This is a genomic window from Mesorhizobium sp. LNHC209A00, from assembly GCF_000502915.1.
Classification (GTDB): domain Bacteria; phylum Pseudomonadota; class Alphaproteobacteria; order Rhizobiales; family Rhizobiaceae; genus Mesorhizobium.
Genome location: NZ_AYWT01000001.1, coordinates 428,874 through 442,333 on the forward strand (window position 1 = coordinate 428,874; position 13,460 = coordinate 442,333).

13 protein-coding genes and 1 pseudogene are annotated in these 13,460 nt (G+C 63.6%); 3 read left to right on the forward strand and 11 right to left on the reverse strand.

Going from position 1 to position 13,460, the window contains the following annotated elements; genetic code table 11:
- Positions 1–8: 8 nt before the first annotated feature.
- The gene (locus X739_RS163760) at positions 9–467 is read right to left on the reverse strand and encodes a MarR family winged helix-turn-helix transcriptional regulator (RefSeq protein ID WP_023769756.1); all 459 of its coding nucleotides are present in this window, start codon (positions 465–467) and stop codon (positions 9–11) included.
- A gap of 100 nt (positions 468–567) precedes the next feature.
- On the opposite strand from X739_RS163760, the gene X739_RS163755 reads away from it, so the two are divergent.
- Positions 568–1,302: a glutathione S-transferase family protein gene (locus tag X739_RS163755; protein WP_023769755.1), complete on the forward strand. Its 735-nt coding sequence runs from the start codon at positions 568–570 to the stop codon at positions 1,300–1,302.
- On the opposite strand, the gene X739_RS163750 is transcribed toward X739_RS163755, so the two are convergent.
- Together X739_RS163750 and X739_RS163745 are read right to left on the reverse strand one after the other, a co-directional pair.
- Positions 1,250–2,515 carry an NAD(P)/FAD-dependent oxidoreductase gene (locus X739_RS163750; RefSeq protein WP_023769754.1) on the reverse strand — a complete coding sequence of 422 codons (1,266 nt, stop codon included), beginning with the start codon at positions 2,513–2,515 and terminating at the stop codon, positions 1,250–1,252. The two genes, X739_RS163755 and X739_RS163750, sit on opposite strands and share 53 nt — an antisense overlap.
- A gap of 41 nt (positions 2,516–2,556) precedes the next feature.
- Positions 2,557–2,979, reverse strand: coding sequence for a helix-turn-helix domain-containing protein (locus X739_RS163745; RefSeq protein ID WP_023769753.1), 423 nt, complete (start codon positions 2,977–2,979; stop codon positions 2,557–2,559).
- Between the two features lie 135 nt (positions 2,980–3,114).
- Between X739_RS163745 and X739_RS163740 the strand changes: the two genes are divergently transcribed.
- Positions 3,115–4,005 (forward strand): SDR family oxidoreductase, encoded by an 891-nt coding sequence (locus tag X739_RS163740; RefSeq protein ID WP_023769752.1) that lies wholly within the window; start codon positions 3,115–3,117, stop codon positions 4,003–4,005.
- Positions 4,006–4,039: 34 nt separating this feature from the next.
- Here the strand turns inward: X739_RS163740 and X739_RS163735 are convergent, their stop codons facing one another.
- The 4 genes and pseudogenes from X739_RS163735 to X739_RS163725 all read right to left on the reverse strand — a co-directional run bounded on the left by X739_RS163735 (position 4,040) and on the right by X739_RS163725 (position 9,871).
- Positions 4,040–5,080 (reverse strand): aldehyde reductase, encoded by a 1,041-nt coding sequence (locus X739_RS163735; RefSeq protein ID WP_023769751.1) that lies wholly within the window; start codon positions 5,078–5,080, stop codon positions 4,040–4,042.
- Positions 5,081–5,111: 31 nt separating this feature from the next.
- A pseudogene (locus tag X739_RS01000000165735) lies at positions 5,112–6,850 on the reverse strand (potassium transporter Kup).
- A 193-nt stretch (positions 6,851–7,043) separates the two neighbouring features.
- Positions 7,044–9,032 (reverse strand): potassium transporter Kup, encoded by a 1,989-nt coding sequence (locus X739_RS163730; RefSeq protein WP_023791997.1) that lies wholly within the window; start codon positions 9,030–9,032, stop codon positions 7,044–7,046.
- Between the two features lie 98 nt (positions 9,033–9,130).
- Entirely contained in the window at positions 9,131–9,871 is a 741-nt protein-coding gene (locus X739_RS163725) for a pyridoxine 5'-phosphate synthase (protein ID WP_023782651.1), read from the reverse strand.
- A 160-nt stretch (positions 9,872–10,031) separates the two neighbouring features.
- Between X739_RS163725 and X739_RS163720 the strand changes: the two genes are divergently transcribed.
- Positions 10,032–10,460, forward strand: coding sequence for an STAS/SEC14 domain-containing protein (locus tag X739_RS163720; RefSeq protein WP_023769748.1), 429 nt, complete (start codon positions 10,032–10,034; stop codon positions 10,458–10,460).
- Between the two features lie 29 nt (positions 10,461–10,489).
- On the opposite strand, the gene X739_RS163715 is transcribed toward X739_RS163720, so the two are convergent.
- The 4 genes from X739_RS163715 to nthA form a co-directional block, all read right to left on the reverse strand.
- Positions 10,490–11,617 (reverse strand): ATP-dependent RecD-like DNA helicase, encoded by a 1,128-nt coding sequence (locus tag X739_RS163715; RefSeq protein WP_023782652.1) that lies wholly within the window; start codon positions 11,615–11,617, stop codon positions 10,490–10,492.
- 215 nt (positions 11,618–11,832) lie between these two features.
- On the reverse strand, positions 11,833–12,183 hold the full coding sequence (locus X739_RS1000000169890) for a nitrile hydratase accessory protein (protein WP_245273766.1): 351 nt from the start codon (positions 12,181–12,183) through the stop codon (positions 11,833–11,835).
- Positions 12,170–12,829, reverse strand: coding sequence for a nitrile hydratase subunit beta (gene nthB / locus X739_RS163710; RefSeq protein ID WP_023769744.1), 660 nt, complete (start codon positions 12,827–12,829; stop codon positions 12,170–12,172). Before nthB ends, X739_RS1000000169890 begins: the two co-directional genes overlap by 14 nt.
- Positions 12,826–13,431, reverse strand: coding sequence for a nitrile hydratase subunit alpha (gene nthA, locus X739_RS163705; RefSeq protein WP_023769743.1), 606 nt, complete (start codon positions 13,429–13,431; stop codon positions 12,826–12,828). Before nthA ends, nthB begins: the two co-directional genes overlap by 4 nt.
- Between the last annotated feature and the right edge of the window lie 29 nt (positions 13,432–13,460).

A 13,460-nucleotide genomic window follows, 5' to 3' on the forward strand; every position in this document is an offset into this window, starting at 1 on the left:
CCGGATGCTCAGTCCGTAGTAGGCGGATGACGCAGGCGGCCCAGCAGTGCCGAGATCATGCTCAGTTCATCCGGCGAGAGTTTGGCACCAACCAGTTCCTCGATCGACCTGCCGTAGATCGCCCACATGCGGCGGCGCGTCTCACGTCCCTTGGCCGAGACGCGGATGGTCTGGCCGCGGCCATCGTCGGCCACCGGCAGTTTCTCGACCAACCCGTCGGACTCGAGCCGGGCCAATAGCCGCGAGATGTTGTACTGCGCGAACAGGGTGCGTTCAATCAATTGAAACGGCCGCAACCCGCCCTCTCCGGCCTCCGCAAGCTCATGCAGCACGTCGTACCAGGCGAGCGGCGGCAGGCCGCCCTCCTTCAGCGCGTCTTCGGCCCGTTCCATTAGTTGGCGCGAAACCCGCATCAGGCGGGCCCAGGCCTTGATGGTTTCAGGCGAAGGCTTGGCTTTTTCCGTCATGGCTTACCATAGGCGATAGATGCAGATGCATCAAGCTTGACGTTCAATGCACATGCATCTACATAAATGCAATTGCATCGACCTCGAAAGGCACATTCCTATGGAACCCGCCGACACCCTCGTTCTCATCAGCCATTTGCTCTGCCCCTATGTCCAGCGCGCCGCGATCTCGCTGGCCGAGAAAGGTGTGCCCTTCGAGCGGATCGACATCGACCTTGCCGACAAACCGGACTGGTTCAAGGCGATCTCGCCGCTCGGCAAGGTGCCATTGCTGCGCGTACGGCAAAATGGCGACGAGACGATAATCTTCGAATCCGCGGTCATCCTCGAATTCCTCGAGGAAACGCAGGCCAATCCCCTCCACCCCGCCGACCCCTATGCACGCGCCCGGCACCGTGCCTGGATCGAGTATGGCTCAGCCATCCTCAACGCCATCGGCCGGTTCTATTCAGCGCCGAGCGAGGCCGGCTTCCTCGCCGAATCCAGCGCGCTGTCGGCGATGTTCGACCGTATTGAGGCTGAACTGCCGGGCGGCTTGCCGAGTGGGCCATGGTTCGCTGGCAGGCGCTTTTCCCTCGTCGATGCCGTTTACGGTCCGGTCTTCCGCTACCTCGAAGCCTTCGATCGGATCGGCGATTTCGGCATTCTTGACGGCAAGCCGCTTGTCCAGGCCTGGCGCGGAGCGTTGAGTGACCGCCCGTCGATCAGGCAGGCCGTGGCGCCGGACTATCCGCAGCGCCTGCATGCCTTCCTGCGGGCGAAGCCATCCTTTCTATCGAGCCTCATTCGGCAAGGCGATCCGGCCATCGCGCTTCGGCAAGCCCAGCCGGCGTGAACGGATCGATCACCGTGCCGGCGACCATCGCGGCCAGCAACCGCGGCGCCGGCGGGATCTTGGCGATCGTCGCCACCAGCCTGTCGCGGATGAAGGGCAGCGCCACCGAATCCGACTGGTAGAAGGGCGTGAACGCCAGCGATAGCGCCTGAAAGACCCGCACATGCCGGCGCCGGGCTCGCGCATAAGCTTCCAGCGCTGTCTCCAAGCCGTCCGCTCGCGCCAGCGCATAGTTAAGTGCCGCGGCGTCGAGCAGCGCCATGTTGGCGCCCTGGCCAAGCTGCGGACTGGCCGAATGGGCGGCGTCGCCAATAACGGCCAGCCGCCGGCCAACCGGAAACTTCATCGTGTGATGGCCGTAGCGGGCCAGCGAGAGCTGGTCGAAACTGTCGATCTGACTTGTGAACGCCTCGGCCTGCGGCCACAGCCGCACCACCCTCTCCTTCCAGGTGTCGAGACCGCCGGCGCGCACCGCGTCGGCATCGGCCGGCTTCAGGCTCCAGAAGAACGCCGCCGTCTTCTCGGCGCCCGGCTCGGGCCGCCCGATCGGCAGCACGCCGATCATCACGCTGGCCTTGTCGTAGCGCTGCAGAAGCGCGTGCTCGTCAAAGCCCTCGCCGCGCCAGCCGAGCGATGCCCAGAACGCGCCATAGGTGAGTGGCCTTGGCTCGTCTTGATTGCCAATGCTCTGCCGCAGCTTGGAGCGCGCGCCGCTGGCGTCGACAATCAGATCGAACGGCCCTGCCTTTCGTCCATGACCTTTGATCAGGGTGACCCGCTCGCCGGTCTCCAGGGTCTCGATTTCGACGCCGGTCTCGATGGGGATCGCCTCGCGCCGGGCAGCGCGAAAGAGTACGCCGAACAGGGCGGCCCTGTGCACCGCCAGGCCGAAACGGTTGCCGCGCTGGGCATCGTAGCGGACATCGAGGACGGTGCGGCCGCTCGAGGCGTCGACGCCATGCAACCGATCGATCCTGCTGCCCAGCGCCATGATGTCGTCGAGCAGGCCGAGTTCGGCGAGCACCGTCAGCCCAGTCGGCTGCAGGATCAGCCCGGAGCCTACCGGCCTCGGTTCCTCGAAGCGCTCGAAGATGGTGACGCGGTGGCCGGCGCGCTTGACATAGAGCGCCGCGGCGAGCCCGGCCGGACCGGCGCCGGCGATTGCGATATCGTAGGAAATGCCGCTGCCCCCAAGCCGAACTGGCCGGGACAATCCTTCAGCCGCCGGATGAAATCAAGTCGCGACGCCGAGCGCTACCCGGCTGGTAAAGCCTGCGTCGAATCGAAGGCAGTGCGCGCGCCGCGCACAGCATCATGGTTGTTTTCGGCCCACTGCAGCAGATACTGCAAAGCGTCGAACATCGATCGCCCAAGGTCGGTGAGGCTGTATTCGACACTGGGCGGCTTGGTCGCAAACACCTCGCGGCGCACATAGCCGTCGCGCTGCAGATCGTGGAGCGTCTGGGTCAACATGCGCTGTGAGATATCGGGAACCAGCCGCCGCAGCTCGCCGAAGCGATAAGGCTGCTCGGCCAGCGCTGCCGTCAGCAGCGAACTCCATTTGCCGTTGAGTCCCTGGATGACATCGCGGACCGGGCAATCGGCAATGTTTCCGCCGTCGGTCATCGCTTTGTAGACTTCGAGTTTGGATTTCAGATTGACGGTCCGGCTGTCCATGGCTGGTTCCCTGCGTGTGCCTACCTCCCCAAAAACTGCCTTCTTTACGGCAGTGGGTCAATTCCTATTTTAGTGCTGGTCTCTTTTTGAGACCACCACCCGAACCGCCCTTCCGGCGCAATGTCAGGATCCCCAATGACCGCAACTCTTCTCGTCACCGGCGCGTCCGGCCAGCTCGGCCGCAGCGTCATCAACCATCTGCTGGACACGTTCGAGGTGCCGGCGGCCCGGATCATCGCCACGACCCGCACGCCCGCCACCCTTGCCGACCTGTCGGCGCGCGGCGTCACTGTTCGCGAGGCAAATTTCGACGATCGGGCCTCGCTTGCCAAAGCCTTCGCGGGCGCCGACCGGGCGCTCATCATCTCGACCAACGAACTCGCGATCCAGGGAAAGCGTCGCGAGCAGCAGCTTGCCGCCGTCGCGGCGGCCCGGCAGGCTGGTGTCGGCCACCTGCTTTACACCTCGTTGCCCAACACCGAACCTGGTTCCGCCGTGCTCTTTGCTCCCGACCACTACGACACCGAACAGGCGATCAAGGCCAGCGGCATTCCCTACACCATCTTCCGCAATGGCTGGTACGACGAGAACCTGTTCATGGCGATGCCCCAAATCCTCGCATCGGGCCAATGGTATACGTCGGCGGCCGACGGCGCTATTTCCTATGGCGCCCGTGACGACCTCGCCGCGGCCATAGCCGCGGGGCTGGCTTCGGATAACACCGAAAGCACGACTTACACGCTGACTGGCCCCAAGGCCTATACATCAGCCGAAGTTGCCGTGCTCGTCACCGAAGTCACAGGCAAGCCGATCCAGGTCGTCCAGCTCTCCGATGAAGCGCTGACCGAGGGCATGAAGGCAGCCGGACTTCCCGAGCCGATTGCCAGGCTCCTGGTGTCCTTCGACGCCGCCACGCGCGCCGGCGACCTTGGCATGGTAACGGACTCGGTAGAGACACTTTCCGGTCGGAAATCGGTACCGCTGAAGCAGTTCCTCGAGGCCAACAAGGCCGCACTGGCGGGTTGATATCAGCGCGGCGGGAAGTCTTTCTCCCGCCGCGCTATTTCAGGGTCTTGACCAGCCCGAGCCGGACCAGGCTTTCTGCGGTGGCGGCCAGCGCGTCTTCGCGCGAGCGCGGCGCCCAGCCGAGCATGCGCACGGCCTTGGCGTTGGTGGCGTTCTTGACCTTGCCGAGTTCCGTCACGAGTTGCGCGGCTTCCGCGTTGAACAGCCCCACTACCCGCACCAACCAATCGGGAAGCTCCCGCGTCGTGACCCGCGAGGCGGCCGCGCCGAGCCGCGTTTTCACCGTCTGGGCGATCTCCCTCACGGTCATGAAATCGCCGGCAACGGCCAGGAAGCGCTCGCCACTGGCGGCGGGATTGGTCATTGCGCGCACATGCAGGTCCGCCACGTCGCGCGCGTCGACCACGCCGAAGGACAGGCGTGGCAACCCGGGCATCGCACCGTTCATCATGCGCTGAACAAATTCGGTGGAGGTAGAATGGTCGGCCCCGAGCACGGGCCCGAAAATGCCGACCGGATTGACGACGGCCAACTCCAACCTGCCACCCTCGGCGGCGATGAAATCCCAGGCCGCGCGCTCGGCAAGCGTCTTCGATTTCACATAGGCGCTGACCTTGGCCGTCGGATCTGTCCAGCTCTCCTCGTTGAAAGGCCGGTCGCCGGGCGGCATCTTGCCATAGCCTATGGCGGCGAAGGACGAGGTCAGCACAAGGCGTTTGACGCCAGCGTCTCGCGCCGCCCTGAGTACGCGCAACGCGCCTTCGCGAGCCGGGATGATCAGGTCGTCCTCATGCTTCGGCACGCCGGGCGGAAATGGTGACGCGACATGCAGGACATAGTCGCAGCCGGCGACAGCGTCGGGCCAGCCCGCATCGCTCATGAGGTCGGCGATGGCAAAGGAAAGCCTGTCGCCCGGCTCGCCGCCGCCGGCCTTGAGCATGGCGATAACGTCGGCTTCACGCTTGGCGAAGCGCACCGTCGTGCGCACGCGATAGCCCGCCTTCAACAGGGCAAGAATACAGTGCGCCCCGAGGAAACCCGATCCGCCGGTGACAAGCACCAATTCGCCGCCCATGGCCGCCTCCCCGTTCAGGCGATCCAACTCGTCAGATCGCCACCTGCGTGCCGATTTCTACCACACGTCCGGTCGGGATCTGAAAATACTCCGTCGCATCGGCCGCCGAGCGCGCCAAGCCGATGAACAGCCTGTCCTGCCACACCGGCATGCCTGAATTGGGCGATGCCTTGAGCGACCGCCGCGAAAGGNGGATCGCTGGTCAGGAACACCGCGGTGCCGGACACCAGCTGCGGCTTCTTCTTCAACAGATTGCCGGCCAGGAAGTCGAGCGGGATTTCGTTGCGCCGGGTCTTGTCGAAGAGATAGCGGCTGCCACGCACCCAGGTCCACATGCCCAACACGATGGTGAAGGCCACCACCAGCGACGCCCAGCCGCCTTCGAACACCTTGACGATGTTGGAGGCGAAGAAGCCGACGTCGATGAAAGCGAACAGTACGGTCAGCGGGACCGCGACCGACAGCTTCCATTTCCAGATACGGGTCATGACCACATAGAGCAGGACCGTCGTCACCAGCATGTTGCCGGTCACCGAGATGCCGTAGGCGGAGGCCAGCTTGCTGGACTCGCCGAAGCCGACCACCAGCATCATCACCACCAGCGCCAGCAGCAGGTTGACGCGCGGCATGTAGATCTGGCCGGACTGTTTTTCCGACGTGTGCAGGATTTCGAGCCTTGGCAGCATGTTGAGCTGCACGGCCTGTCGGGTCAGCGAAAAAGCCCCTGAAATGACCGCTTGGCTGGCAATGACCGTCGCCGCCGTCGCCAGCACCACCATCGGGATCAGCGCCCAACCCTCGTTCATTTCGAAGAACGGATGGCCGACCACGCCGTTCTTCGCCAGCACGAACGCGCCCTGCCCGGCATAATTCAACAGCAGGCAGGGGAACACGATCCATAGCCAGGCGAGCACGATGGGTTTGCGTCCGAAATGGCCGAGATCGGCGTAAAGCGCCTCGGCGCCGGTGACGGCAAGGAAGATGGCGCCGATGGTGACGAAAGCCACATCGGGCGAATGGATCAGGAAGGCGACGATATAGTGCGGGCTGACCGCCCACAGGATCTCCGGATCGGCGATGATGTGCTTGAGACCGGAAAGGCCGATGGCCAGGAACCATATCGCGGTCACCGGGCCGAAGACCAACCCGACGCCACCGGTGCCGAAACGCTGAACCGCGAACACCATGGCGAGGATGACCAGCGTCAATGGCACCACATAGGGCTGGAAGGTGGGGGTGACGACATTCATGCCCTCGACCGCCGACAGCACCGAAATCGCCGGCGTGATGACGGCGTCGCCGAAAAACAGCGAGGCGCCGACGATGCCGATGCCGAGCATCAGCGCCGAGCGTTTCGGAAAACTGCCGCGCGCCAGCGCCATCAGCGACAGCACGCCGCCCTCGCCGCGATTGTCGGCACGCAGCACGAACATGATGTATTTGATGGTGACGATGNATCAGCGACAGCACGCCGCCCTCGCCGCGATTGTCGGCACGCAGCACGAACATGATGTATTTGATGGTGACGATGATCGTCAGTGACCAGATGATCAGCGACAAAACGCCAAGAATGTCGCCACGGTCGGCAACTTGCCCGCCGGAAGACGCGACCAGCGCCTCGCGGAACGCATAGATCGGGCTGGTGCCGATATCGCCATAGACCACGCCGAGCGCGCCCAGCATCAACACCTTGGCGCTGTGCTGTTCGATTTCGGGATGGCTCGATTGGTCGACGGGTTCTGCCTCACTACCAGCACTGGCAAGGGCCATGTACGACACTCCGATAAACGCGCGGTGCTCTACGCTTGCTGCAATGCAATATCAAGTGCCGTAACGTTATGGCACTCATGTCTGCAGCGCGCGGCTTCTTGTGGGCGACGTCGAGCGAATGCCGGTCGATGCGACATTCGCGGGCTCATGTCCGGATCCATGGAAAAACTGCGGGCCGGCGAGCACGTGTCTGTTAAATGGCGACCTGCGTGCCGATTTCAACGACGCGGCCGGTCGGGATCTGGAAATACTCCGTCGCATCGGCCGCCGAGCGCGCCAGTCCGATGAACAGCCTGTCCTGCCACACCGGCATGCCTGAATTGGGCGATGCCTTGAGCGACCGCCGCGAAAGGAAGAAGGACGTCGTCATGATGTCGAACTTCCAGCCTTGCTTGCGGCAGATCGCCAGCGCTCGTGGAATGTTGGGCTGTTCCATGTAGCCGAAGGTCAGCGTCACCCGCATGAACAACTCGTTGACCGTCTCCATCTTGACGCGTTCGCTGTCGGGCACGACGGGCTGCGGCGCGGTCACCACCGAAAGGATGACGTTCTGCTCGTGCAGCACCTTGTAGTGCTTGAGGCTGTGCATCAGCGCGGTTGGCGCGCTGAGCGGATCGCTGGTCAGGAACACCGCGGTGCCGGACACCAGCTGCGGCTTCTTCTTCAACAGATTGCCGGCCAGGAANGGATCGCTGGTCAGGAACACCGCGGTGCCGGACACCAGCTGCGGCTTCTTCTTCAACAGATTGCCGGCCAGGAAATCGAGCGGGATTTCGTTGCGCCGGGTCTTGTCGAAGAGATAGCGGCTGCCGCGTATCCACGTCCACATGATCAGCCCCATTAGGCAGGCAACGGTGATCGAGACCCAGCCGCCTTCCACGATCTTCACGACATTGGCCAGGAAGAAGCCGCTGTCGATGATGCCGAACAGCAAGGTCAGCGCCAGGGCGAGCGCCAGCTTCCATTTCCACATCTTGCGCATCACCACGAACAGCAGGATCGTCGTCATCAGCATTTCGCCGGTCACCGAGATGCCGTAGGCGGACGCCAGCGAACTCGAACTGCCGAAACCGACCACCAGCAGCATCACGCCCATCGCGATGAGTAGGTTGACGCGCGGCATGTAGATCTGCCCGGACTGCATCTCCGACGTATGCTGCACCTCGATGCGCGGCAGAAGATTAAGCTGCACCGCCTGTCGGGTCAGCGAAAAAGCCCCTGAAATGACCGCTTGGCTGGCAATGACCGTCGCCGCCGTTGCAAGCCCCACCATCGGCATCAGCGCCCAGTCAGGCAGCATCTGGAAGAACGGGTTGGTCGGTTTTCCGTCATTGGCGAGCACAAAGGCGCCCTGCCCGAAATAGTTGAGCAGCAGGCAGGGGAAAACCACGGAAAACCATGCCAGCACGATCGGCTTGCGTCCGAAATGGCCGAGATCGACATAAAGCGCCTCGGCCCCGGTTACCGCCAGGAACACGGCGCCGACGGTGACAAAGGCGGCGGTCGGTGTGCTGGCCAGATAAGCGACCGCGTAATAGGGATTGATGGCAAGCAGGATCGATGGATCGTCCAGCAAGTGATAGACGCCGGCAACGCCGATGGCCAGGAACCACAGCGCCGTCACCGGCCCGAACACCGCCGCCACCTTTCCCGTGCCGAAGCGTTGCACGGAGAACAGGATGGCAAGGATGACCAGGGTGATCGGCACGACATAGGCGTCCAGCGTTGGGGTCACCACCGTGAGGCCTTCGACCGCCGACAGCACCGAGATGGCCGGCGTTATGATCGAATCGCCGAAAAACAGCGCCGCGCCGCAAAGACCGATCACCAGAATCAGTCGAGCGCCTTTGGGATAGGCGCTGCGTGCCAACGACATCAGTGACAGCGTGCCGCCTTCGCCCTTGTTGTCGGCACGAAGCACGAAGGCAACGTATTTGACGGTCACGATGATCGTCAGCGCCCAGACGATCAGCGACAGCACGCCAAGCACGTGAACGCGCGTATCGATGCCGGGCGAAGCGTGAAGCGCCTCGCGAAAGGCGTAGATCGGACTTGTGCCTATGTCGCCATAGACAACGCCGAGCGCGCCCAGCATGAGAACCTTGGTGCTGTGCTGCTCGACCCCGGCATGGCCCGATTGCTCGACGGTTTCAGCCTCGCTCCCGCTATTGGCAAGGGCCATCGACCACTCTCCGACAAGCGCGCGGTGCTTTATGCATGCTGCGATACGATATCAAATGCACGCGATGGCTGCCATACCAATACGAAGTATTACCACCCCTACCAGCCGCATGCCCTGAGGAACCGGCCCACTGTGCCGGCCATGCCATACTCCAACGCGTCGGCTGTCAACCCATGTCCGATCGACACTTCGGCCAATGCCGGAACACGCCTTGCCAGCGCGGGCAGATTGGCCACCGTCAGATCGTGCCCGGCATTGACCTGGAGACCGGCGGCAAATGCCGCGTCAGCCGTTTTCCCCAATCCTTCCAATTCTTTGGCCGCCTTACCGGAATCGGAATGATAGCTGCCATAAGGACCGGTATAGAGTTCGATACGATCGGCGCCAGTGTCGCGCGCGGCCGCCATGCCGGCGGGATCGGCATCGGAAAACAGCGAGACCCTGAAACCGCCCTTCTTCAGACGTCTGACGATCGGCGTCAGAAACGCCGCATCGGCGATGAAGTTCCAGCCATGGTCGGAGGTTGCCTGGGAGGGATCGTCGGGCACAAGCGTCACCTGTTCGGGCTGATGTTTCTCCACCAGCGCCAGGAAATCCTCGCTTGGGTAGCCCTCGATGTTGAATTCCGCCCGTGGGAACTCGTCGTCGATCAGCGCCCTGATCTCGGGCAGGTCGGAATGCCTTGTATGACGTTCGTCGGGGCGCGGATGCACCGTCAGCCCATGCGCTCCGGCGGCAAGCGCGAGGCGGCCGACACCGATCACATCGGGCCACGGCAGGTCGCGCCGGTTGCGCAGCATGGCGATGGCGTTGAGGTTGACGGAAAGCTTGGCGGGCATGGTTTGGCGTCCGTGAAACAGGCGATCGAGGCGCGCCGCGCTCATTCGTTCCGGCACGGCGCATTTGAGACGGCGCATCTATAGCGTCTTTGACGGGAACAGATAGGGCCTTTCCGGTGTTCCAGAAGACCAACATACTCCACGAAAGGGAGGCACCACCTTGAATTTCCTCCAATCCGTGCCGGCGATCCGCCGCATCGAGACCAGCCGCGACGACCTCTTTGCCATCGACGTGGTCGGCCATGTCTCGGCCGCCGATGCCGAAAACCTGTTCGGTCTGCTGGAGGCGGCCTATTTGCTCCATCAGAAGATCGACGTGGCCGTGCGCATAGTCGATCACGAGGGCGTCGACTGGGCCGACATCTCGGACGAGACCATCAAGAAGGGTGCCATCCATGCATTGGAACATGTTGGCCGTTGCGCGGCGATCGGCGCCCCTGACTGGACGCCGAACGCACGATACGCCTTGCCCGCTTCCTCGCCCGTCGAATTCAGGCATTTCAAGATCGAGGACGAGGCAGCTGCCTGGGAATGGCTCGGCGCGCGGCCGACGAGTGAGGAGGCGACCGCCGCTCCAGAAAGAGGATGAAAGGTTCTCCCGGCCATCCGCCGAGCCTTCTACCTGACGATGGTCAGGCGTTCGGCGGCCCGGGTGATGGCTGTGTAAAGCCAGCGCTGGCGCGTTTCCTTGAAGGCCCAGCTCTCGTCGAACAGCACGATCTCGTTCCACTGCGAGCCCTGTGCCTTGTGCACCGTCAGCGCATAGCCATAGTCGAAATCGTCGAAGCGCTTCTTCTGCTGCCAAGGGATTTCGGCGTCCGGATCCTCGAACGCCGCCTTCAGCAACTTGATCTTGGCGACGCCGCGATCCGGATCGTCCTCCTCGGGCGAAACCAGAAGATTGATGCCGGGCTTGACCGTCTCGCGCGACGAGGTCATCACCTTCCACAGCGATCCGTTGAGCAGGCCCTTGGCTGGGTCGTTGCGCAGGCACACCAGCTTGTCGCCGGCTTGTGGGTAATCGGCATTGAAGCCCTTGAGCTCGCGCAGGCGCTGGTTGTAGCGCCGCCGCGTGCGGTTGGTGCCGACCAGCACCTGGTCCGCCCTCAGCACCAGTTCCTGATTGACGTCTTCCTTGCCGATCACCTTCGCGCTGCCATAGTCGCCGCGCATGAATTCGCGGCCCTCGCGCACGTCGAGCGCCAGCCGCAGGATCGGATTGTCGCGCGCCTGCCGGTGGATTTCGGTCAGCAAGAAGTCCGGCTCATGGTCGGTGAAGAAACCGCCACCCGAGATCGGCGGCAACTGGCCGGGGTCGCCCAGCACCAGGATCGGCGTGCCGAAACTCATCAGGTCGCGGCCGAGCTGCTCGTCGACCATCGAGCACTCGTCAATGACTACCAGTTTCGCGCGCGAGATCGGGCTCTGCCGGTTGAGTGAGAAGGTTGGCGACATCGAGGTCTTGCCGGTGACCTCGTCGGCCACCGATTCCTCGCCCTTGGGCCTGTAGATCAGCGAATGGATGGTGCGGGCGTTGACCGCGCCCTTGGAGCGCAGCACCTGGGCGGCCTTGCCGGTGAAGGCTGCGAACTGCACCTGGCCGTCGACATGTTCGGCGAAATAGCGCGCCAGCGTCGTCTTGCCGGTGCCGGCATAGCCGAACAGCCGGAACAGCTGCGGCTTGCCGGTCTTCAGCCAGCGGGCGACCGCTTGCAGCGCCTCATCCTGTTGGGGTGAAAATTCCATCTGATCGTGTGACCGGATTCGCGAGGCAAACACAAGATCGCCGCCACCACATCGACACTGCCGGTGGCGAACTCCCCTGCAGTTCAGGCTATCAGCCGCAAGCAGGAACGTAAAGGGAACGAAATTCAGCTGGTAGCCGCGGATCGTTCTCCAGTAGGATCGGCTTGCCATGCGGCGTGGCGTACGCGGCGCGCTCCCAGGCCCGCGCCATCGCGTCAACATCGGGTTTGGCGGCCAGCCCCTTGGAGGCGAGCAGCCCTTCCAGCGCCGCCAGCCAATGCTCGNATCGCGTCAACATCGGGTTTGGCGGCCAGCCCCTTGGAGGCGAGCAGCCCTTCCAGCGCCGCCAGCCAATGCTCGTAATAATCGTGGCCGTCCGCCGCGGCATCTGGCTTCTTCACCTCGGCTGACAAGGCATCCGCCCATTCGTTCCACGAAAACAGGCCCTTACGGTGCAGCGCCATAGTCATGGCGAAGGCTTCGGCCTGCCATGGCTCGGCGAACACAGGTGCGTCGAAGCCGGCGGGCAAACTGGCGGCGGACCCCTTCGCTTCAGGCCGGCTCAAGATAACTCTCCCAGGCATCGATCGAGACGACAAGCGTCGGGTCGGCGCCCTCGCCCCAGATTTCCGTGCCGTCGAGAACCACGGTGTAGACCCATTGCGGATTCTCGCCCTGCCCATGCGCGTTGCTGTCGGGAAAGACGAAGCCGTCGCGCACCGCCTCGATGGTGCCCTGCTTGTCGCGCGCATAGCGCGGCAGCCTGGTGTGGCCGGTCGGGTTGAAGTTTTTCGTCCGCACAGAATCCCCGGCCTTGAAGCGCGGCGCTGTCTCCACCGGCCGATCGCAAGGACCGCCCTTGGCCAGCACAGCGGGAACGTTTTCCGCCTTCAGCACTCTTTTGGGCTTCGCCGCCGGATCGATCGCCTCGCCCGCCCCGAGGTCGCGCTCGCTGACGAAACCATGCCGCTTGAGCAAGATCTCAAGCGCCTTGATCCAGATCTGATAGTAGCTGGAGCCATAATAATCGGCCGGATGCAGCGATTCCCGCGCGTGCCGGCTCTCGTCGATGTTCCAGGCGCCCATGCCGCCGGCGCAGAGCGTCACGCCGAGCGCCCGCCTCTCCCATTCGGCATGGAAATACGGCTCATCCCGTTCGGGCGCGACCGGCCCGAAACCCATCTGTCCGCCGAGATCCTGCGGCCCGTTCATGCGGGGTGACTTGCCAGAGCCGTGCCGATCATGGCATCGCGGCTCACCAGCTCGGACAGCCGCTCCTCGCTCCAGCCTTCGGTGCCCTCCGGTCGCATCGGCACGACGAGATAGCGCAGTTCCGCTGTCGAATCCCAGACGCGTATCTTCGTCCCGGCCGGTAGCACCAGCCCGAACTCCTCGAGCACGCCGCGCGGATCGATCACCGCGCGCGACCTGTAGGGCGGCGCCTTGTACCACACCGGCGGAAGGCCAAGCACGGACCACGGATAACAGGAGCACAATGTGCAGACGACGAGGTTGTGGGTATCCCCGGTATTGAACACCGCCTGCATATGCTCGCCTTGCCGGCCGGTATAGCTCAGCGATTCGATCGCCGCCGTCGCGTCGCGCTTCAGCCACGCGGCAAAAGCGGGATCGCTCCAGGCCTTGGCCACTACCCGGGCGCCGTTGCGCGGACCGATCTTCGTCTCGTAGGTATCGACGATGACGTCGATCGCGGCCGGATCGATCAGCCCCTTGCGGGTCAGGATGGTTTCCAGCGCGCGCACCCGCGCGGCAAACGGATCGAGTTCGTTGTCGTGGTCATGATCGTGGGACATGATGGCAAACTAAAGTTCCGATCCGCCTG

Bases quoted from the DNA above. Each gene is read 5' to 3' on its own strand.
- X739_RS163760 (WP_023769756.1), bottom strand. From the start codon at position 467: ATGACGGAAAAAGCCAAGCCTTCGCCTGAAACCATCAAGGCCTGGGCC.
- X739_RS163755 (WP_023769755.1), top strand. From the start codon at position 568: ATGGAACCCGCCGACACCCTCGTTCTCATCAGCCATTTGCTCTGCCCC.
- X739_RS163745 (WP_023769753.1), bottom strand. From the start codon at position 2,979: ATGGACAGCCGGACCGTCAATCTGAAATCCAAACTCGAAGTCTACAAA.
- X739_RS163740 (WP_023769752.1), top strand. From the start codon at position 3,115: ATGACCGCAACTCTTCTCGTCACCGGCGCGTCCGGCCAGCTCGGCCGC.
- X739_RS163735 (WP_023769751.1), bottom strand. From the start codon at position 5,080: ATGGGCGGCGAATTGGTGCTTGTCACCGGCGGATCGGGTTTCCTCGGG.
- X739_RS163725 (WP_023782651.1), bottom strand. From the start codon at position 9,871: ATGCCCGCCAAGCTTTCCGTCAACCTCAACGCCATCGCCATGCTGCGC.
- X739_RS163715 (WP_023782652.1), bottom strand. From the start codon at position 11,617: ATGGAATTTTCACCCCAACAGGATGAGGCGCTGCAAGCGGTCGCCCGC.
- nthB (WP_023769744.1), bottom strand. From the start codon at position 12,829: ATGAACGGGCCGCAGGATCTCGGCGGACAGATGGGTTTCGGGCCGGTC.
- nthA (WP_023769743.1), bottom strand. From the start codon at position 13,431: ATGTCCCACGATCATGACCACGACAACGAACTCGATCCGTTTGCCGCG.